Source organism: Bacillus sp. 166amftsu, from assembly GCF_900107445.1.
GTDB classification, from domain to species: Bacteria; Bacillota; Bacilli; order Bacillales; family Bacillaceae_G; genus Bacillus_A; species Bacillus_A arachidis.
Genome location: NZ_FNQA01000002.1, coordinates 713339 through 732791, shown reverse-complemented (window position 1 = coordinate 732791; position 19453 = coordinate 713339). Strand labels below are relative to the sequence as shown.

General features: G+C 33.9%; 19 protein-coding genes and 2 pseudogenes. 14 read left to right on the top strand and 7 right to left on the bottom strand.

The features are described 5' to 3' along the window. Positions 1–702 precede the first annotated feature (702 nt). Together BLV40_RS10525 and BLV40_RS29760 are read left to right on the top strand one after the other, a co-directional pair. Complete coding sequence (locus BLV40_RS10525) at positions 703–1620, top strand: serine hydrolase domain-containing protein (protein ID WP_090689639.1); 918 nt, start codon at positions 703–705, stop codon at positions 1618–1620. 33 nt (positions 1621–1653) lie between these two features. Then, a pseudogene (locus tag BLV40_RS29760) lies at positions 1654–1835 on the top strand (hypothetical protein); the annotation flags it as partial. A gap of 245 nt (positions 1836–2080) precedes the next feature. Here BLV40_RS29760 and BLV40_RS10515 read toward each other — a convergent pair. The 3 genes and pseudogenes from BLV40_RS10515 to BLV40_RS10505 all read right to left on the bottom strand — a co-directional run bounded on the left by BLV40_RS10515 (position 2081) and on the right by BLV40_RS10505 (position 5020). Beyond that, positions 2081–2791, bottom strand: a complete 711-nt coding sequence (locus BLV40_RS10515; RefSeq protein ID WP_090689636.1) for an alpha/beta hydrolase — start codon at positions 2789–2791, stop codon at positions 2081–2083. 62 nt (positions 2792–2853) lie between these two features. After that, positions 2854–3645, bottom strand: a pseudogene (locus BLV40_RS10510) (IS1595 family transposase). 145 nt (positions 3646–3790) lie between these two features. Continuing rightward, complete coding sequence (locus BLV40_RS10505; protein ID WP_090689633.1) at positions 3791–5020, bottom strand: aminopeptidase; 1230 nt, start codon at positions 5018–5020, stop codon at positions 3791–3793. Between the two features lie 128 nt (positions 5021–5148). Between BLV40_RS10505 and BLV40_RS28525 the strand changes: the two genes are divergently transcribed. Beyond that, on the top strand, positions 5149–5430 hold the full coding sequence (locus tag BLV40_RS28525; RefSeq protein WP_280138896.1) for a Pr6Pr family membrane protein: 282 nt from the start codon (positions 5149–5151) through the stop codon (positions 5428–5430). 84 nt (positions 5431–5514) lie between these two features. Here the strand turns inward: BLV40_RS28525 and BLV40_RS10495 are convergent, their stop codons facing one another. Beyond that, complete coding sequence (locus tag BLV40_RS10495) at positions 5515–5847, bottom strand: YqzG/YhdC family protein (protein ID WP_090689625.1); 333 nt, start codon at positions 5845–5847, stop codon at positions 5515–5517. Between the two features lie 145 nt (positions 5848–5992). Between BLV40_RS10495 and sleB the strand changes: the two genes are divergently transcribed. The 3 genes from sleB to BLV40_RS10480 are packed head-to-tail and all read left to right on the top strand — an operon-like array spanning position 5993 to position 8730. After that, entirely contained in the window at positions 5993–6751 is a 759-nt protein-coding gene (gene sleB, locus BLV40_RS10490; RefSeq protein WP_026590975.1) for a spore cortex-lytic enzyme, read from the top strand. Positions 6752–6766: 15 nt separating this feature from the next. Then, positions 6767–8107 (top strand): germination protein YpeB, encoded by a 1341-nt coding sequence (gene ypeB, locus BLV40_RS10485; RefSeq protein ID WP_026590974.1) that lies wholly within the window; start codon positions 6767–6769, stop codon positions 8105–8107. A gap of 26 nt (positions 8108–8133) precedes the next feature. Continuing rightward, positions 8134–8730, top strand: coding sequence for a YhcN/YlaJ family sporulation lipoprotein (locus BLV40_RS10480; RefSeq protein ID WP_026590973.1), 597 nt, complete (start codon positions 8134–8136; stop codon positions 8728–8730). A gap of 222 nt (positions 8731–8952) precedes the next feature. Here BLV40_RS10480 and BLV40_RS10470 read toward each other — a convergent pair whose 3' ends face one another. Then, complete coding sequence (locus BLV40_RS10470) at positions 8953–9357, bottom strand: hypothetical protein (protein WP_090689621.1); 405 nt, start codon at positions 9355–9357, stop codon at positions 8953–8955. Positions 9358–9590: 233 nt separating this feature from the next. On the opposite strand from BLV40_RS10470, the gene BLV40_RS10465 reads away from it, so the two are divergent. The 7 genes from BLV40_RS10465 (at position 9591) to BLV40_RS10435 (ending at position 16103) form a co-directional block, all read left to right on the top strand. After that, positions 9591–10760 carry a ParM/StbA family protein gene (locus tag BLV40_RS10465; protein ID WP_090689618.1) on the top strand — a complete coding sequence of 390 codons (1170 nt, stop codon included), beginning with the start codon at positions 9591–9593 and terminating at the stop codon, positions 10758–10760. 11 nt (positions 10761–10771) lie between these two features. Continuing rightward, on the top strand, positions 10772–11107 hold the full coding sequence (locus BLV40_RS10460; protein ID WP_026590970.1) for a hypothetical protein: 336 nt from the start codon (positions 10772–10774) through the stop codon (positions 11105–11107). A gap of 324 nt (positions 11108–11431) precedes the next feature. Continuing rightward, positions 11432–12280, top strand: a complete 849-nt coding sequence (locus tag BLV40_RS10455; protein WP_026590969.1) for a HesA/MoeB/ThiF family protein — start codon at positions 11432–11434, stop codon at positions 12278–12280. A 12-nt stretch (positions 12281–12292) separates the two neighbouring features. Next, a complete protein-coding gene (locus BLV40_RS10450; RefSeq protein WP_090689615.1) occupies positions 12293–13159 on the top strand; it encodes a HesA/MoeB/ThiF family protein in 867 nt (288 codons plus the stop codon). A gap of 15 nt (positions 13160–13174) precedes the next feature. Further along, the gene (locus BLV40_RS10445; protein ID WP_090689612.1) at positions 13175–13612 is read left to right on the top strand and encodes a DUF441 family protein; all 438 of its coding nucleotides are present in this window, start codon (positions 13175–13177) and stop codon (positions 13610–13612) included. 14 nt (positions 13613–13626) lie between these two features. Next, positions 13627–14691: an alpha/beta fold hydrolase gene (locus BLV40_RS10440; protein WP_090689608.1), complete on the top strand. Its 1065-nt coding sequence runs from the start codon at positions 13627–13629 to the stop codon at positions 14689–14691. Then, on the top strand, positions 14688–16103 hold the full coding sequence (locus tag BLV40_RS10435) for a homocitrate synthase/isopropylmalate synthase family protein (RefSeq protein WP_090689606.1): 1416 nt from the start codon (positions 14688–14690) through the stop codon (positions 16101–16103). Before BLV40_RS10440 ends, BLV40_RS10435 begins: the two co-directional genes overlap by 4 nt. 513 nt (positions 16104–16616) lie before the next feature. Here BLV40_RS10435 and BLV40_RS10430 read toward each other — a convergent pair. Continuing rightward, entirely contained in the window at positions 16617–17642 is a 1026-nt protein-coding gene (locus tag BLV40_RS10430) for a GH25 family lysozyme (RefSeq protein WP_090689604.1), read from the bottom strand. A 133-nt stretch (positions 17643–17775) separates the two neighbouring features. Between BLV40_RS10430 and BLV40_RS10425 the strand changes: the two genes are divergently transcribed. Then, complete coding sequence (locus BLV40_RS10425; protein ID WP_026590963.1) at positions 17776–18246, top strand: transposase; 471 nt, start codon at positions 17776–17778, stop codon at positions 18244–18246. A 227-nt stretch (positions 18247–18473) separates the two neighbouring features. Here the strand turns inward: BLV40_RS10425 and BLV40_RS10420 are convergent, their stop codons facing one another. Then, positions 18474–19409, bottom strand: coding sequence for an SMP-30/gluconolactonase/LRE family protein (locus BLV40_RS10420; protein WP_051588551.1), 936 nt, complete (start codon positions 19407–19409; stop codon positions 18474–18476). Between the last annotated feature and the right edge of the window lie 44 nt (positions 19410–19453).

The window sequence follows — 19453 nt, the reverse complement described above, 5'->3', positions numbered from 1 at the left end:
ATAACCATTAAGTTAACAAAAATGAGCCTGATACTGAAAGCATCGGGCTTATTTTTGTTAGATATAGAATACAAGCTTTTACATTTGGTATACTCAAATAAGACTTTAATTTATGTGATTTTTTAAGAGTTGTATGGAAGGGAATTTTGATATTTTTGAGTGATATCAAATGGTAACTATTTGGTATACAGGTGTATTTTTTACCATTTTATGATGGGTCTTGAACAATCTTACAAAAATAAAAATCATATTTCTGCATGATGTAAACAATAGGTTGTATATATTTGGAAAATAAATATATGTGATACACGTTGCAATTAATTCATGCTATAATCTGTTACACATCTCACAATTAAAGGAGTATTCTATGAATAATTTCCCTAAAAGTTTATTGGTTTTATTTCTAATCGTAATATGTAGTTGTATTCTTTTAGGTATGTAAACATAGAAAAAAGGAAGTAAATTTTAATCATTTACTTCCTTTTTTCTGTAGGGAAACTATCGTGTTCATAAGCTGTTTAGTACATCAAAAGATACTATAGCATTCATCTTTTTTATTACATCCCTAGAGCAAAGCAATTAGTAACGTTAAATTAATCAACAAAAAAATTAAAAAATACCATTAAAGAAAAAAAGGTTCACTATTTCACAGTAGAATAGTAAAGACTATTAGAAGAAAGCAAGTGTTTGGAGGAACGAATATTGGATTTTTACATGCTAGAAAATATGTTTAAAAGTAAGAAAGTAAATACATTTCTCGTTTATCAACAAGGTGAGTTAACAACCAAATATTATAAAACAAAAGAATGTGCAAACAATTTATATAAAATTAATTCTATTACTAAAAGTATCGTGTCGATTTTAATCGGTATAGCAATAGATAAAGGATACATAAGTGATATACATACTTCTATAGCAAAGTGGATTCCACATGTACCGAAAGAAAAGAAGGGATTAACCATTTATCACTTGCTGACAATGACAACTGGTGAAGAATGGAAGGAGTTTGGTAATGGAGTTGTATTTCCAAACGATTTTGTGGAATCAGACAATTGGATAAAATACATTTTACAGAAACCATTAATAGAAGAGATAGGAACGAAAATGAATTATAATTCAGGTTCTTCACATTTGTTAAGCTATATCCTACAAGTTGCAACTGGAAAGACAACGGAGCTGTTTGCAAAGGAATATCTATTTAATCCTTTACAAATTACCGAATATGAGTGGCAACAAGATCCACAAAATATTTATGTTGGTGGATTTGGTGTGAAAATGAAAGGGGAGGATTTGTTAAAAATAGGATTATTATGTCTACAGAATGGATTTTGGAGCGGAGAAAAGATTGTATCCTCAAGTTGGATTGAACAATCGAGTAAGCCGCGTTTTTTAACATACGAGCATGTTGGGGCATATGGCTATCACTGGTGGATATTAGACAATGAAAGATTTCACATACCGTATTATATATATTTTGCAATGGGATATGGTGGGCAATATATTATCATTGTTCCGCAGTTAGAACTTGTGGCAGTAATAAGTAGTCAAATGCCAAAGCGCGGATTAGTACCACTTAAATTATTTATCGAGTATTTAGAAGAGATACATAAACATACATAAATTTTAGATTGAGCTCTAAATCCCATACCCATCAAGTTAACGGTGAGTTTGAAATTTATGGCTCAAATCTTCGGTCTTTCTCATTTAGTTGGTGCTGTAATACTGTTTGTTTTATATATATGATACGAGTAGAATACGTACTAGTCTATGTAATGGTAGTTGTTTTCTTTACTATGATGTTTGGCTTGAGAATCGTAAAGAGATTTGATCAGTAATTGGGGTACAGCCGAGATACGTGTAAAAATAGGTCATAGACTTACTTTTATTTCTAATTTCATTTGAAATCAGATTTTTTGTTTTTTATAAAAAGGAGTAAAGTGGTGAAGGTTAAAGAGAATAGAAAATTTAGGCGATGTTTTAAAACAATGTTGAAATTATATAACTTTTAAGGGAAGACATTTTGACTTCCCTTAATTCGCTTTTAAAGAAGATTATACATCAATCATTTTTTATTTTATTATCATTTAACGTATATATGTTTTTTCAGCCATTGTCTGAAATACTGCAACTGTTCCTCAGTATGGAAATAGTGTTCTCCATTCTCCATTACTTGCAAATTACAGTTAAAACGTTTATTAAATTCAGATACAACGTCAAACTCACATAAGTTATCTTCTGAACCATAGAGAATTGAAGTTGGATTATTCCAAGCAACAATAGGATGTTCTTTCACATAACAGTAGTAATCCCAATAGAGAGTTTGTCCAATAGGTGTAGAAATTTCTTTCTCTATTTTTAGTCTACTCTCACTTACGTTAAACCATGTCATCATATTATTTATGATACGTTCCATATTTACCACAGGAGAGAGAAACAAGCACTGCTTCAACGGCTCATGGCTATATTCTAATAGACTAAAATACGCTCCCATGCTACAAGCAAAAATGCTTATATTATTTGATAACGATTTTGCATAGGTCATAATTGTATTAAGGTCTTGGACACAGTTTTGAACTTTGTAAAGATAGGTATCATCCTTACGGTCACCATGTTGAGGTAAATCAAAACTAAGCACTTGATAACCTACTGCTGTTGCTTCTTCTGCAAATACAATAATTGAGTCATCTGCCTTGTTTGACATGTTACCATGCACCACCACAAATAACTTATCTGATTTGTCACCCCACAAAACCGCTGGAATATTTTCTATTTTAAAATTATTTTTCATCATTACAATTTATCCTCCATGAAATACAAATAATTCGTCATTCCTAATATTACAAATGTATATACCTAAATAAATATTGGCTCTCTTTCTTTAAAATCTGTTATTCTTGTATAAGAATGGGCTACATTGCATTGAACCATAAAGTTCCTGATTTTAACAACTTCTTTGTCAGTTTCAAATAATTGTAGCCATTTAAACCAATAAAAATAATTGCTGATATATTTAGTTGCAACACCATTAAACTTATTCATCCACTTTTTTAATTTGCTGTGTACAGCATTAATGTGTTGAATATGGTAAATTCCTTCTTTATGTTTTCCTCTTTTACGAGATTTTCTCGGCGTTTTAGAAGGTTTTGTACCTTTGAAACTCTCTGCAAAGGATACTTCATCAGCCTCAATTACACCCTCAACAGAGCCTACACCAAAAAATGACCTTATACAATCAAGTATTTTGTGTCTCCAAAAGAAACTTGTTGCAATATTAATCTCTACAATTGTAGCACTCTTTCCAATGGAAAAACCTGCAATCATACATTTAGCGTATTTAAGCCAATTATCTAATGTTTTCTTGCTTTTGTAAGTGGCAGAGTTTGTGAAGTCAGTAAAAGTCTTATTGCAGGATTTACAAATATATCGTTACTTCCCTTTATACTTGCCGTTTCTTGATACAGTTTCAGCACTACAATGTGGGCAGATTTTTCCCTTGGCAAATCTAAATTCCTTGACTTCTTGTGTTACTTGACCTACTTGTGTACCTAATACAAGTAGGTCTTCTAAATAGGAAAGTAACTGTTCTTGTTGAGATACTGATAGTTTTTGAATATCTGAAATCAAAGAATTAACACTTGCCGTAATAATACCTCCAAACCTGTATGTATATGGCTTAATTATAGTATATTTACTATTAATATATTAATTTTCAACATCTATTTAAAACATAGCCAAAATTTAAAAAATACTGCCTTCTTTCAGGAGACAGTACTTTTTTCCTGACTTATTATTAAAACGCCCAGTTTCCTTTACAGAAAATTGGTTCATGTGTGCCATCTGCTGTAATGCCGTCAATATTAAGCTTGGCAGAACCAATCATAAAGTCTTCGTGTATAATACTAGAGTTTGCCCCATTTTCTGCAAGTTCTTCTTTTGTCATTGTCTTACCACCGATTAAGTTAGTTGCATGGGCATGCCCAATTGCTAAATGGCAAGATGCATTTTCATCAAATAACATATTATAGAATAAAATATTTGTATTAGAAATTGGTGAATCATGAGGTACTAATGCAACCTCTCCTAAGAAATGAGAACCCTCATCTGTCTCAACTAAATGTTTTAATGCTTCTTCACCAATATCAGCTTTATATTCTACAATGCGTCCATTTTCAAATGTAAGTGTAAAGTTATCGATAATGTTACCTGCAAATGCTAATGGTTTTGTACTTGATACTTGCCCATTTACACCTGTTTTTAATGGCAATGTAAATACTTCTTCTGTTGGAATGTTAGCCATAAATGGTACATTTTTTTCATTTAAGCTACTAGCTCCAGCCCATACATGTTTTTCTGGAAGTTCAATTGTTAAATCTGTTCCAGGACCTGTATAATGAAGCGCCTTATAATGTTTTTCATTTAAATAATCTACTTTTTTATGTAATGTTTCATCATGTTTTTTCCATGATTCCACAGGATTCTCTAGATTTGCACGAGTTGCTTGGAAAATTGCATCCCATAGCTTTTCTTCTTGCTTTTCTAATGTAACATCAGGGAACACCTTTGCTGCCCATTCTTTCGTAGGAACAGAGATCACACACCAACTTACTTTATCTGCTTGTAAATAACCGCGGTATACTTCCATTGCTTCTCCAGCAACCTTATGAGAACTTGCAATTCGCTTTGCATCTACACCTTTTAATAGATCTGGATTCTCTGCATAGATAGACATAAATGCAGCGCCTTCTTTTGCAAGCTCTTCACGTGCATGCGCCTTCCAAGCAGGGAATTCTGAGAATGATTCTTCAGGAGCTAAGTCAAATTTTAAACGTGTTAATACTTCATCGTTCCAATCTACATATACATGCTTTGCGCCTGATTTATATGCTTTTTCTGTAACAAGGCGGACAAATGGAGCTGCCTCAAGTGGCGCATTAATAGATAATATTTGTCCAGGCTGAATATTAACACCGACATTTACTGCAAGAGTAGCATACTTTTCTAATGTTTGTTCAAATGACATAGGTATAATCTCCTTTGTGTGAAAGAATTTATTATAAACATAATACACAAAATATTCAAAAATACGACCTGTAATCTCTAATATTACAAAAATGTAAGATTTCTGGTTAGCTTGATGGGTATGCGGTAATCTATTTTCTTAACTTGATGGGCATGGCTCTAAATCCCCAAACGAAAGAAATTAAATGGCAACATGCGGTAAGTTGGCTATTATTTCCGCTATTATATGTAATTTATAGTTTAATACAAGGAGCTCTTATTAATTGGCACTCATATTTGTTCTTGGATCCAAGAATAAATGGTTACGGAAGTGTCTTTTTATATAGTGTAGGAATCGGGATCGCAATTGGATTCATTTGTGTACTTGTAAAAACCCTAGGAAATCGATCTTTAAGATTCCAAAAAATTTAATATGTCTATTCTAAAAGTAAAAACCCCTCTGTTTAACATTTGTCAACAGAGGGGTTTTTACTTTTGATTGAAAGCCAATGCATGTTATCTACTGGTTTTCTGAAATATAATCTTCAAAAATTTCTCTGTTTTTGTATCAAACTCTACATCAACAAAAACGCCATATTCCTTTCCATCTTCACGCAGCCATAATTTAAATTTTTCTGTTGTTACATTTACTGTCTTTGGTTTTCTTCCAATATGAAGGTAATCAATAATTTGCGCTTTTGGATATTTTTCTTTCGTTTTTTCTACCGCAAGTTTACCCCATTTTGCATATGGTGGTTGAGCGTGAACAACTGATGAGTGCATATATATATTGCAATATGTTGTAGCAAATACACTTCCTAATACGAAACATGTAAAAATACGCTTCATAATAAACTCCTTTTAGCCGTTTTTCTTATTGTGTACATGCTGTCTAAATCATATAAGTTTGGATTTTTTTGTCTTCATTACATAAAAGAGTTTTATTTACAAAACATAACCATGAAATCATCACTGCAAATAAGGAGGGAATTATATGCGTTCTACCGCAATTTTTAAAATACTGATTTTATTTGTATTAATCGGTATATCTGTAATTGTAAGTAGTGGGCAAACAAGAAATGTGCAAGCTTTTTCTAATCAAGTAATTCAAAGAGGTGCCTCTGGAGAAGATGTCATTGAATTACAGTCGCGATTAAAATCTAACGGGTTTTATAAAGGAAAAGTAGATGGTGTGTTTGGCTGGGGTACATATTGGGCACTACGAAATTTCCAGCAAAAGTTTGGTTTACCTGTAGATGGCTTAGCGGGAGCGAAGACGAAGCAAATGCTTGCGAAAGCAACAAAGTACGAGAAATCGACTGCTAATAAAGGAAACACAGGTGGTGGACAAGGTAGCAAGCCAACTCAAAATAAAGGTACAAATGTGCCAAATGGTTACTCACAAAATGATATTCAATTAATGGCGAACGCAGTATATGGTGAATCTCGTGGTGAACCATATTTAGGACAAGTTGCAGTAGCGGCAGTTATTTTGAATCGTGTAACGAGTCCATCATTCCCAAATACAGTATCTGGGGTGATTTTTGAACCACGTGCCTTTACAGCAGTTGCTGATGGTCAAATTTATTTAACACCGAATGAAACTGCGAAAAAAGCTGTATTAGATGCGATTAATGGCTGGGATCCTACTGGAAATGCACTTTATTATTTCAATCCAGATACTGCAACGAGTAAATGGATTTGGAGTCGACCACAAATTAAAAAAATCGGCAAACATATTTTCTGTAAATAGAGTGGAGGTGAAGAAATGTTAAGAGGTATCATAATTGTATTGTTAACAATCGGCGTAGTTGGAACTGGGTATTGGGGCTATAAAGAACACCAAGAAAAGAATGCAGTTTTAATCCGGGCAGAAAACAGCTATCAGCGTGCTTTCCATGATCTAGCATATGAGGTTGATTTATTACACGATAAAATTGGAACAACACTCGCAATGAACTCGCGAACATCGTTATCACCGGCATTAGCTGATGTATGGCGTTTAACATCAGAAGCCCGTTCTGATGTAGGACAACTTCCTTTAACATTAATGCCGTTTAATAAAACAGAAGAATTTCTCGCGAATATTGGTGATTTTAGTTATCGTACTGCAATTCGTGATTTAGAGAAAGAGCCTTTAAACGATCAAGAATATAAAGCATTGCAAGGTTTATATTCTAATGCAGCTGATATTCAAGACGAACTTCGGAAAGTACAACATCTTGTCTTAAAAAATAATTTACGTTGGATGGATGTAGAACTTGCGCTTGCTTCAGATAAAGATCCAGCGGATAACACGATTATTGACGGGCTTAAGACGGTTGAGAAAAATGTAACATCCTATTCTTCAGATAATTTTGGTCCAACTTTCACAAGTATGCAAAAGGCGAAAAAAGGTGGCTTTGAAGCAACAGGCAAAGCGATTTCAAAAGATGAAGCGGCAAAAATTGCAAAATCATTTTTAAATTTAAAAGGCGATGAAAAAGTAGAAGTTGAGAAAAGTGGTAAAGGTGCGAAAGAATCATTTTATAGTGTAAAGATTCAAGATCCTAAAACAAAGAATGAATTTTATATGGATATTACCGAAAAAGGTGGATATCCAATATGGGTAATGAATAACCGTGAAATTAAGGAACAAAAAATCAGTTTACATGACGCAGGAAGTAAAGGATTAACCTTTTTAAAGGACCATAAGTTTACTAATATGGAGCTCTTCGATAGTTCACAATATGATAATATTGGTGTGTTTACGTACGTTGTGAATGAGAATGATGTGCGTATTTATCCAGAAGCGATTCAAATGAAAATTGCCTTAGATGATGGATCGATTGTTGGTTTTTCGGCAAAAGAATATTTAGCATCTCATCAAAAACGGACCATTCCAGCTGCAAAATTAACAGCTGCTGATGCGAGAAAGAAAATCAATCCAGATGTGAAAGTAATGGAAGAACGTAAAGCGATTATTGTGAATGCTACTCATAAAGAAGTTTTATGTTATGAGTTTGTTGGAACATTAGGAAAAGATACGTATCAAATTTTTATTAATGCAAATGACGGAACGGAAGAAAAAGTGAAAAAGATGCAGGCTGTAGAAAAAGTTTATGACTAAACATCAATGATAAAGTGGTGAAAATAATGAAAATTCTTATATACATGCTTATGATTTGTCTAGCTGTTACAGGATGTAGCATCGGGAAGCAAAATAATGCTCAAGAAAAACCAGAGCAAAAAAATATTTCCATGAGAAATGTTAATTATCAGGCAAATAATAATAAACCCAATGAAAAGGTTGCAGATCATTTAGCATCTTTAGCCTCTAGTATACCAGGGGTGAAAGATGCAACTGCGGTAGTTATAGGGAAATACGCTGTTGTTGGTATAGATGTAAAAGCGAAATTGGATCGCTCTCGCGTAGAGTCCATCAAATATTCTGTAGCTGAAAGCTTAAAACATGATCCAAATGGTGCAAATGCAGTTGTTGTGGCTGATATTGATACGTATGAACGATTAAAGCAAATGGGGAATCAAATTAAGCGTGGAAATACTGGCGAAGGAATTCTTGAAGAACTTGCTGCAATTGTTGGACGTGTTATGCCACAAGTACCAAATGATTTGATAGAAAATAAGGAAACAAATCCGATTAAAGCTAATGATAAACAATTACCGAAGGATGAAGAAAATGAATTAAGAAAAGAACAAGAGGATCAATCGAATAATCATCTGAAAAGGTAAGAAACACCCCGTGTTATAGGAACACGGGGTGTTTTTGTTGATTGTTAATATTCAGCTTATTGAAAGCGGAATATATGATGTAATAATATTTAAGAGGGGGATAGTTGCAATTATGAAAAAGAAAATCGTATGTATAGTTTATAGTCATAGTCTTTGCTTAAGCTTAATCGTTGGCTGTGAACAAAAGAAAGAAGAAAAAACGCCTTCTCTTTTTATTTACATTTATTGATATCGTTTTGAAACAATAAATTCTACTAGTGGAATAACAATGAATGAAGAACAAAGTGCAATAAATAAAGGGAGATTTTGAATATTATCAAGTGAATATAAGGTCGAAAATCCTTCTGAATAAATCAATAAAATAAACATAATAATGACTAATACAAAATATCCAATTTTGAAACTTTTATATGTAATTTGTTGTCCCATTTCATCTTGACTTTCTTTTGAAACGCCGTTTGGATCGCCCCATGTAATATGATTGATTAAATAACTAAGTATTAAAGAAGCTCCCCAAATCGTTCCTCCTAAAATCGCTCCCTCAGTTATATATTTATATGTACCATGTATGAATACCCCAAGCAATGATAGTACAGAAATTAGAAAAATAAACTTCTTCTGATTCAATATAGTCCCTCCTTACTCACTAACTGTAAAAAACTCTTTACAAATTAATAGTATAAAATTGGTAGAGGGTAATGTCAAATACATTTTACACAAAGATGGAATTTATAGTGATTCTTTACATTATAATTTAGTAATGTATTAGAAGCTAAAAAAAGATTTCACTCTAATTTGAATGTAAAAGTTAATGTTCGCATATATTTGGAAGGGATGTCAGATAAAATCAGGGGGTATATATGTCCACACTGTTAAAAGCTGGTGCAGATGCTGGAAATAACGGATTGAAACTAATGGTGAAAGGGCAACAGCCGATTTATATTCCAAGTATTTATTCACTATATATTGGGGAGCCTACAGGTTTATTAGACGAAGAGGATGTACCGATTTCTGAAATTGAAAAACATATTGATGTAACAATTTGTTCCCCATCTCTTATGTTAAACAACGTGCGTTATATTGTGGGGCAGAAAGTGATTAATGATCAGCTAAAAGGAACAGAGATTGAGAAAAAATCTGATAAATCTACAGATGAATTAATGGTATTAACGATTTTATCAGGTTTAGCAATTAGTGCTATGCGTCATAGTCCCAAATTGGATCATATTAATATTCGTTACGATTTATCAGTTGCTCTTCCAATGCAAATTATTACACAAGAAATTGCATCGGAAAACGCTAACCGTTATATGGGAAATCATAAAGTTATTTTTCATTATCCGAACGGAAGAGATGTAACGGTAAATGTCTCCATTGAGTTTTGCAAATGTTTACCTGAAGGTGCATCTGGTACTTGGGGGATTATATACGATGAAGATGGAAATGTCTTAAAACATAAAGTGGAAGGTGAAAAAAATTCAACGACTGAGATAGATTTCGTTGACAAAACATTATTATCATTTGATATAGGAGCGGGGACAACCGAAGAAGTCGTTTCGTTTGGAGTGAATTTTAGACCGCAATTAAGTAAAGGGCTGTCATACGGTGTGAAAGAAACCTTATTACAAATAATTACGAGATGGAATCGGAAGTATCCAACAAAAACAATAGATAGTATTACAGAGTTCAATCAAATTTATTTATATGAGAAACACCCAAGGCATGCACTATTAGTAGCAGAATCCCAACAAGCACTTCTAGGCTTAGCTGCACGGGTTGCGACAGATATTATTAATAAAATTGATGATATGAAAGATGATCCATATGTATTTATCTATGGTGGAGGCGCGGTTATCATTAAAAATAGTTTGGAACTTATTTTAAAACAAAAAGGCCGTTTAAAAAATGTGATATTTGTAGATAATCCTCTTTTTACAAATGCACGCGGATTATTAGTTTATACATGTTCACCGCGATATAGAGAACATAAACAAAAAGAATTAGGATTTACAAACTTAACAATTAGTTAGCTGGTGTGAGTATGCGGTGTAAGAGGTATAAATGTGGCGATCGGGTAAAAGTATATTTAAATAAATCTGTATCTCCTGAGATGCTAGCTTGGATTAATAAGCAATCTGATATAACGAGATTTTTTTTATATGGCGCCGAGCAATTGTTTAAACAAGTAGGAGATATTGATGTATCTAAAACTTTACCAAGTGATCATGTTTTCTTTACGTATGTTGAACCTACTTCTATGTTTAAAATCGAAGTAAATCCTTTAAGAAACGTAATCAGGAGAAAGAACAAAAATACCGAATGTGTAGAAAATACACCTTGGGAGTCAATTAATGAGTTGGATTGTCCATACTTTTAAAGTAAATCAAAATAGATTGCCCACCACTTTACATATGAAATTAGGGGTGGGCTTTTTTTGTTGATTACAGTTTTGAACAATAAGGGGGTATAGCAACGATCCATTCTTTTGGGGTCACTAAAAATAGCCACAATCTGTTTTAGAAAAGATTGTGGCTATTTTTAATCTAATTTGCAGCTTTTAATCGCAATAAGGGGTGAAAATTTTTAATTTTTTTACAAATAACTCACAAAAGTAACATATTTTTATCTTACTTTATATATAAGGATTATTTGGTAAGTATTATTACTCAAAATAGTTACTACATATAAGGGAGACTACAAAATGGATATGGATTCATATTATTGGGAAATGGTCAAGAAGAATATTGGTGTATATTCTGAACAGGAACAAGAATGTCTTCGAAATAAGAAGGTCATTATTTTTGGATTAGGTGGGGTAGGAGGATATGAAGCAATTCTCTTCTCTCGGATGGGGGTTGGACATATTACTGGTGTTGATCCAGATGAATTTGAAGTCTCTAATATTAACAGACAAATGTTAGCGCTTTCTAGTGTTGTAGGTGAACCAAAAGCAAAAGTTGCAGAACAGGTAGTGAAAGATATACATCCCTATATATCAACAAACTTCTTACAAACAAAAGTAGATGAAGATAATGTAACCGAACTTATAAAAGGGCACGATATTGTAGTAGAAGCTGTTGATGATATGCCTTCAAGAGTTATTATTCATAGAACTGCTAGAGAATTAGGTATACCAAGTGTAGGGATGTCAGGTAGTCCTCCTACAAGAGGGTTTGTTTCTACATTCTTCCCAACAGGAGTTCCTTATGAAGAAGCATTGAATGTATCAATTGTAGGACATAAATTAACAAATCCAGAATTAAGACAACAAGTTGCGGATATAAAGAAAAGTCGTGCTTGGTATTCTGTAGAAAAAGGGGCACCAAAAAAGTGGGCACAAGATTTTTGTGATGGAAAAGTGGGATGGATCATTACACCAATGCGTGCTCATCTATTATCCCTATTTAGTTTTCATGAAGCAATACAAGTATTAACTGGTCGTGAACCTCTAGCTAGAGCGCCTAAAGGAATTGTTATTGATATGGATAGTCATATCCCTGTTCAAGTAAAAGAAGCCCCAAAGGATGGTTGGGATTATAAAACGCTGTAGGAGGAAAATAATATGTTAACCAAAAATAAAGATACGCAAAAGATGTATGAAGAAAGTTTCACGCGAAATATTGGTGTTATTTCTGTAGAAGAGCAAGAAAAATTAAAAAATGCTCGCGTTACTGTAGTTGGAGCAGGGGGGGTAGGAGGAATTACACTCATCCAACTGGCAAGAATGGGCGTAAGTTCTCTACATGTAATTGACCAAGATGTATTTGAAACAAGCAATATCAATCGACAAATGCTAAGTTCTATTAGTAGATTAGGAAAATCTAAAGCAGACGTCGCTTTAGAAGTTTTAAAGGACATTAATCCCTTATTACAAGTAGACGTAACAAAAGAATTTGTTACCGAAGAGAATGCGTTAGAGCTTCTGAAAAATACAGATCTCATTATAGATGCAACTGATAATTTAGTAGCGAGAGTCATTATCCATCGTACAGCCAGGATATTAGGGATTCCTTCTATATGGATTGCAGTTACACCTCCTTTTAGAGGTGGCGTGATGTCTTTAACTCCTGACTCTGTACCCTATGAAATTGCATTAGGATATCCATCTTATCAGCAAGAACTAACACCAGAAATGAAAAATATAATTCATGAATTAAAAAATGGACGTGCTCTTCATTCTGTCAAGCATGGTGCGGATGAGAAATGGGCAAATAGTTACGTACAAAAAGATCTTCCATGGACTGTACTGTCTCCTGTTGCAAATATTGTAGGTATTCTAGCAAGCTTTGAAGCATTTAAATTTATAATAAATCGAGAAGATTTAAAACCTGTCATAAGTCCAAATCTAATACAAATTAATCTTTCCAATCAAAATATGGTACATGTATCTGCACCTGAAAATGATAGTTGGGATTATACAACATTATAGATGAGGTAAGAGAATATGCTTCCTTTTTTGTTACTTGGAATTATTGTTATACTTTCTCTGCTTGTAAAGGATTATGCGCTAGCTGGTGTGGCTTGTTTATTAGGCGTTTTACTTGCTGTTGGACAAAGAACTTTATTACATCTTATTCAACAATATTCTTTTCCAATTGGTATTTTCTTTCTCATGCTCTTCCTTTTAGTGCCAATTACATCTGGAAAGATTACAAGTGAAAGCGTAATAAAATTAATTACTTCTCCTATCGGCTTAGGTTCCATTCTAGCAGGTTTTACTGTGTCATACATAGGAGGAAAAGGAGTAGGAGTTTTAACTATGAACCCTACGATTTTGTTAGGTGTCTTAGTAGGGACTCTTGTTGCCGTATTATTTACAAAAGGGTTACCGGCAGGATTAATTATTGCTGCTGGAATAATAACTATTGTTTCTATGAAATGAAAGGAACATTCTAAATGAAGATAAAATGGACACATATTAGTTTAGTAGGTTTATTTTTGATAATTCTTATGTCGGGTTGCTTTAATAGTACAGAAACTTCTCAAAACGCTCAAACTTCTAAAGTGGTAAAAGAAAAATTAGAAATTCAGCAAGGAGAAGAAAAATTACATTTACTTCATAAAAACTTAAATAATAAAAAACAGTATACATCCGATGAAGTAATCTTATTTTTAGAACCATTTAGTGTACCGACTGCTCAAGCATTTGATGTACCAAAATATTCGTGGATGGATGAGTATGCTAGAAAAGGGTATGATACTTGGGCTATGGATTTCAGAGGGTTTGGTCATTCTTCTCACCCTCAAGAAATGTCAGAACCTCCTTCCAAAAATCGCCCGGTTATTCATTTGAATGATGCGACAAAGGATCTAGAAACAGTCGTAACTTGGATCAAAAAGAAGAGAAATGTGAAAAAAATTCATATCGTTGGATGGTCATATGGAGGCGTTGTTGCTGGTAATTATGCGATAACCCATCCTCAAGATATTAACAAAATCATTCTATACGGATATACGCATGGATTCGAGCTACCTATGATGACAAAACCTCTTGAAAATCCATTACAACCTAATCAATTTAATCCTGAGGCATCAGCCTATCAAATGGTGGACTTTGATAAAGGAATGCATCATTGGCATATGATGATGGGAAATAAAAAAATCGTTACAAATGAAGCGATGGATGCCGTAAAACAAGTATTTATCAATTCGGATCCTATGAGTGAGAACAACAATCAAATGATCCGTCGACCCGTCGGTCCACTAGAAGATTTATATTCTATTTGGAATAATCGTCCTTTATATGATGTATCTAAGATTACTGCTCCAGTACTTGTCATTTATGGAGAAGATGATCTATTTGCAGATCGAAATATGATGTCAAAATTAACAGGGGCAAAACAAAAAAAAGAAGTTGTTATCCCTGATGCAACACACTGGGCTGTTTATGAAAAAAATCATTCCATCCTATTTGAACAAGTATTAAACTTTATAGAAATGAAAGAAGGAAAAAAGAAATGAACAAGCACATAACAATATTAGATGCAACTTTACGTGAAGGGGAACAACAATGTGGTGTTCGTTTTTCTAAGGAAGACAAAATTACACTACTTCATATGTTGGAAAATTTCGGAGTACCCCTTATTGAGGTTGGACATCCAGGCATTTCTAAAGAAGAAGAAGAAATTTGCAGGGAAGTTGCCGCCTCTGCAAAGCAAGCTGACATATTGATGCATGCTCGTGCGAAAAAAGAAGAAGTTCATGCGGTTTATCGTGCTGGGGCTGATTGGGTAGGGATTTGGGCGTCTATCAATCCTATTTCTTTACAAACAAAGTATACGAATCGATCAAAAGATTACGTTGTAAATCAAGTGAAACAAGCGATTGAAGAGGCTAAATCTTTAGGAATGAAAATCCGATTTACGATTGAAGATGCCTCACGAACTGCATGGGAGGATATCTCCCACCTTGGAGAAGTTGCGTATGAAGCTGGAGCAAATCGAATTAGTTTAGCAGACACTGTAGGAATTTGGGAGCCGAGTCATTGTGCGGAAATCGTGAAAAAGGCTGTTGAGGCATTCCCTTGTGAAATTGAAGTTCATCTTCATAATGATTTAGGGCTAGCAATGGCAAATGCTCTTGCTGCTATTGATGCCGGAGCATCTGTCATTGACGCGACTTTGTGTGGAATAGGTGAACGGGCCGGGATTGTTGATTTACTAAATTTATCAGTATTGTTATCTCAAAAATATAATCAATACTTTCAACTAAAAATGATTCCCGAATTAACCCAATCTCTTCAATTGGCAACCGGTTGTAAGGTAGATCATTGGAGACCGATTATTGGAAAAAATGTATTTACCCATACCGCACCATATCATAAAAAAGCCGTTAAGCAAAATTCTTCTGCCTATGAAGGTGTTCAACCTGAAATGATAGGAAGAGTACGGAGGATGCAACAAAAAAACATGGAAAGAAAAGGACCTCAGCTTTCAAAGTCTTTTCGAATTAGTAAACCATTTGTAAAGGGAGCATCTGAACTTTTATACCATCGCGATGGTCCAGGAGAACGTTGGGTACAGATGGATTATAGAACTGATGAACGTGCTTCATTTTATGTCATACAACGTGTATTTTATGACAACCATATGGATGAGAACTTAGCGGGACATGTAGATACTCACGCACATCATTGTGATAGTGCTTTTATTTTCTGGGGGAATAGAGTAGATGGTACAGGTCTTATATGTGAAGTGGAAATTGAAGAAGAATTACAAATCATTGAGAGTCCTGCATCTGTTTTTATTCCAGCAGGGTTAAAACATAGGTACAAGTACCTTTCAGGTACAGGAACGTATACAAACATTGTACTAGCGCCTAATTATAACTCTAGTTTGTTAGAGGAAAACTCGTCAAAAGCATTCGTATATTGATTAAATATAGGACATTTTATCTGTTACTGTTATGATGATGTTTTAGTAAACCATCTGACTGATAAGAATATAAACAGTCTCAATGTTCTTTATGTAAAAAAATAAAAACAGATCGTATTCAATATGTTCTTTGAATGCTATCTGTTTTTTTATGGCTCCAAAAAGAAAGAATTGTTGCCGTACCCTATTGCTATCAAGTTAAGAAACATATTGTTCTTCAATACGAAAAAATGAGGATACCTCAAAATAATAGCTTGATGGACATGCGGCGATCCCCTAATAAACTATCCTAATAGTCCAGAAAGAATAAACTCTTTATGGGTAATTGAGCATCTTATTAAGGGAGCAAAAAATAATTGGATTTCAAGGTTAGAATCTATTTTTTATGACAGATGAATTATCAAGAGAAAATCTAGAAACTGATATCTTAGCAGAAGAAGGTGTAGAGTAAAAAGGAGAGAGGCAGCTGAGATGCACGTATCTCAGTTGCCCCTAGTAGAGGTTGTCCACTATTTAACAATCGGAACATGCAGAAAGTAATTGATAATCGATATAGCTAGGGTCATAGTAAATGAATTGGTTTCCACCTAAGTTTAGCCATCCATTTTGTTCGTAATATACTTTATAAGCTTCGTTATGATGTAATGTTCGAATCACATTGCCACTCATAGAAGGTTGATCTCGTAAATTTACATTATCGCCTGTAATTGTAGCAATCCCTATATAGTTACAGTAACAAATATAACTAGGATCATAAAAAACAAATTCATTCCCACCTAAGTTTAACCAGCCATGTTGTTCGTAAAATACTTTATAGGACTCGTTACGATGCAATGTTCCAATGACATTGCCACTCATAGAAGGTTGATCTCGTAAATTCACATTATCACCTGCGATAGTAGCAATTCCTATATAGGAGCTATTAGGTCCATTGTTGTTATTATTTCCGTTATCCAAATCCACATAGGATATATTGCAATCGACATTGCTATTAATGCCTTGTACACTTCCGGTATCTGTGTATTGCCAAATATCACATTCCATTCCTGCCCCTCTTGGATTATAACGTGCAACCCACAATAAAGTATCTTGTAAGCGTGAAACGTTTAGACTATTTTGAAAGAAATATAGATTGCTGTAAACGCCGGTATTTATATACCCTGCATTTTTCAATTCTGTTAAAAATGCATTCACAGCATCTGTTAATGTATCCGGATCTAAATTTGCATCATTAACTTCTACATCGACAAATACAGGTGCAGTTAATGTTACGCTCTGTAAATTTTTAATGAAGAAAGCAGCCTCTTGTCTTGCATCATTAACAGAGATTGCCCGAAAAAAGTGATAAGCTCCTGTAAGGATGCCAACACTATTTGCACCATTGATATTGTATTGAAAGGTTGGGTCGACAAAATTGGTGCCTTGCTCAGAACCTTCTGTTACCTTTGCAATCATAAAGTTTACTTGATTTGGATTATTCTTTACTTCGTTCCAATCAATATTTCCCTCATGGTGACTCACATCAATTCCAAATGGCATGATATAACACTCCTAATTTGTTTATTTAATTTTTTGAGGTATTATACTACTTTATATGCTCAGTCTATTAAATTGTTAATGGATGTGTATGGGTACTTATACCTTTTCTACTATTTGGGGTGATGTTTCAGACATGTTGTCCACTGTATATCCTGGTTCCGGTGGAAGTGGAAAAGCGTCTGATGTAAAGATCCAATTAGAATATGATTTATTAAGTGGCCAATTTCTGCATGTTCAGATTGCGCCTGGTAAACAAAACGATGTGAACTATGGAAGAGAAATTCAATCAACAGTAGATTTACAAGATCTATGTATTCGAGATTTAGGCTATTTTAGTTTATCTGATTTTGATGCTATCCAACAAAAGGGAACTTATTATCTTTCAAGATTAAAAATGAATACAAAGCTTTATCAAAAGAATGTAACCGCTATGTATTTTAAAAATGGCGTTTTAAAAAAGAACTCTCAATTTTTCAACATAGCTCTAGAAGAAATCATGCAACAATTACAACCCGGTGAATTATATGAGATTCTACTAGCTTATGTTGGTCGAGATTATAAATTTCCTGTCCGTGTTGTTATTTATAAACTAACGGCCGAATAAAAAGAACAACGCTTTAAAGCTCGAGCCTATAAAGAAAAAAAGAAACGTATTACCTATAGGGAATGAACAAAGAAGTTACAAGAAATTGTACCCTATAAAGGTTATCGTATTTGTTTTGAATTGAATGTACTTTCCATTACACATGATGTTGTATGATAATGATTTTTACTTTTATATGGAGTTCTTTCCATTCCTTATATGTATTCTTAAGTATATTTATCATCATTTCAGTGGGGAAATTTACTTCTATTGTCTGTTACTCGATTCATTTTTTTCTGTGATTTCTTATGATTAAACTGATAAGTAGGACAGCCTTTCACCTGTGTTTTTATTCGGAATACGCCACCAGCATATGGGTACACTTCTAATTGATTTGGATTCATTCTTGTTCGGGCAGTAGTAATGTATAATTCTGTTAAGTTAGATCCTCCAAATGTACATGAAGTTACATTGAGTGCTGGAACTGGCACTGTTAAAATCTTTTCACCAGTCATTGGATTCCATCTTGTGATTTTAGCGCCGCCCCAATGTGCAATCCATAAACAACCTTCTTCATCAATTGTCATACCATCAGGTAATCCTTCGTCATTAGGAATCCTAATGATATCAATTGGGTTACTAATTGTTCCAGTGTGTATATCATAATCAAAACGAGTGACTTTTTTAGTAGGCGTGTCAATGAAGTAAAGATACCGATGGTCAGGTGACCAAGCTAAGCCGTTGGATGTATTTACATTATTTAATTGCTTTTTTACGCTAAAATCAGTATCTAAGAAATATAAAGAACCTGCTGTATTGACTCCATATAAATCGGTAGTGCCCGACCAAAATCGTCCGGCAGGATCACACTTTCCATCATTAAAGCGATTTTCCAGCAGATGAGGTTCTGGGTCATGAATGTGCTTCAGTTCCTCTGTTTCAAGATTAAGAGAATGAAAACCCTGCTTCATTGCTAATATCATCCCACCGGATGTATCTGAAACGACACACCCGATTTGTTGGTCAAATAAAATTTCGCGATTACTATTTGTAGCCGGGTTATATATAAATAACTTTTTTTCGAGAATATCAACCCAGTATAGTAGTTGTTTCTGTTCATCCCAACAAGGGCCTTCTCCTAAACTTGCTCGTGCATCGACAACTAATTCTAATTTTTCTAACAATGTATTTTTCTCCTTTCCAAAAAGCTAACCTATATACATTCGTT

Bases quoted from the DNA above. Each gene is read 5' to 3' on its own strand.
- BLV40_RS10515 (WP_090689636.1), bottom strand. From the start codon at position 2,791: ATGATGAAAAATAATTTTAAAATAGAAAATATTCCAGCGGTTTTGTGG.
- BLV40_RS10505 (WP_090689633.1), bottom strand. From the start codon at position 5,020: ATGTCATTTGAACAAACATTAGAAAAGTATGCTACTCTTGCAGTAAAT.
- BLV40_RS10495 (WP_090689625.1), bottom strand. From the start codon at position 5,847: ATGAAGCGTATTTTTACATGTTTCGTATTAGGAAGTGTATTTGCTACA.
- sleB (WP_026590975.1), top strand. From the start codon at position 5,993: ATGCGTTCTACCGCAATTTTTAAAATACTGATTTTATTTGTATTAATC.
- ypeB (WP_026590974.1), top strand. From the start codon at position 6,767: ATGTTAAGAGGTATCATAATTGTATTGTTAACAATCGGCGTAGTTGGA.
- BLV40_RS10480 (WP_026590973.1), top strand. From the start codon at position 8,134: ATGAAAATTCTTATATACATGCTTATGATTTGTCTAGCTGTTACAGGA.
- BLV40_RS10465 (WP_090689618.1), top strand. From the start codon at position 9,591: ATGTCCACACTGTTAAAAGCTGGTGCAGATGCTGGAAATAACGGATTG.
- BLV40_RS10460 (WP_026590970.1), top strand. From the start codon at position 10,772: ATGCGGTGTAAGAGGTATAAATGTGGCGATCGGGTAAAAGTATATTTA.
- BLV40_RS10455 (WP_026590969.1), top strand. From the start codon at position 11,432: ATGGATATGGATTCATATTATTGGGAAATGGTCAAGAAGAATATTGGT.
- BLV40_RS10450 (WP_090689615.1), top strand. From the start codon at position 12,293: ATGTTAACCAAAAATAAAGATACGCAAAAGATGTATGAAGAAAGTTTC.
- BLV40_RS10445 (WP_090689612.1), top strand. From the start codon at position 13,175: ATGCTTCCTTTTTTGTTACTTGGAATTATTGTTATACTTTCTCTGCTT.
- BLV40_RS10440 (WP_090689608.1), top strand. From the start codon at position 13,627: ATGAAGATAAAATGGACACATATTAGTTTAGTAGGTTTATTTTTGATA.
- BLV40_RS10435 (WP_090689606.1), top strand. From the start codon at position 14,688: ATGAACAAGCACATAACAATATTAGATGCAACTTTACGTGAAGGGGAA.
- BLV40_RS10430 (WP_090689604.1), bottom strand. From the start codon at position 17,642: ATGCCATTTGGAATTGATGTGAGTCACCATGAGGGAAATATTGATTGG.
- BLV40_RS10425 (WP_026590963.1), top strand. From the start codon at position 17,776: ATGTTGTCCACTGTATATCCTGGTTCCGGTGGAAGTGGAAAAGCGTCT.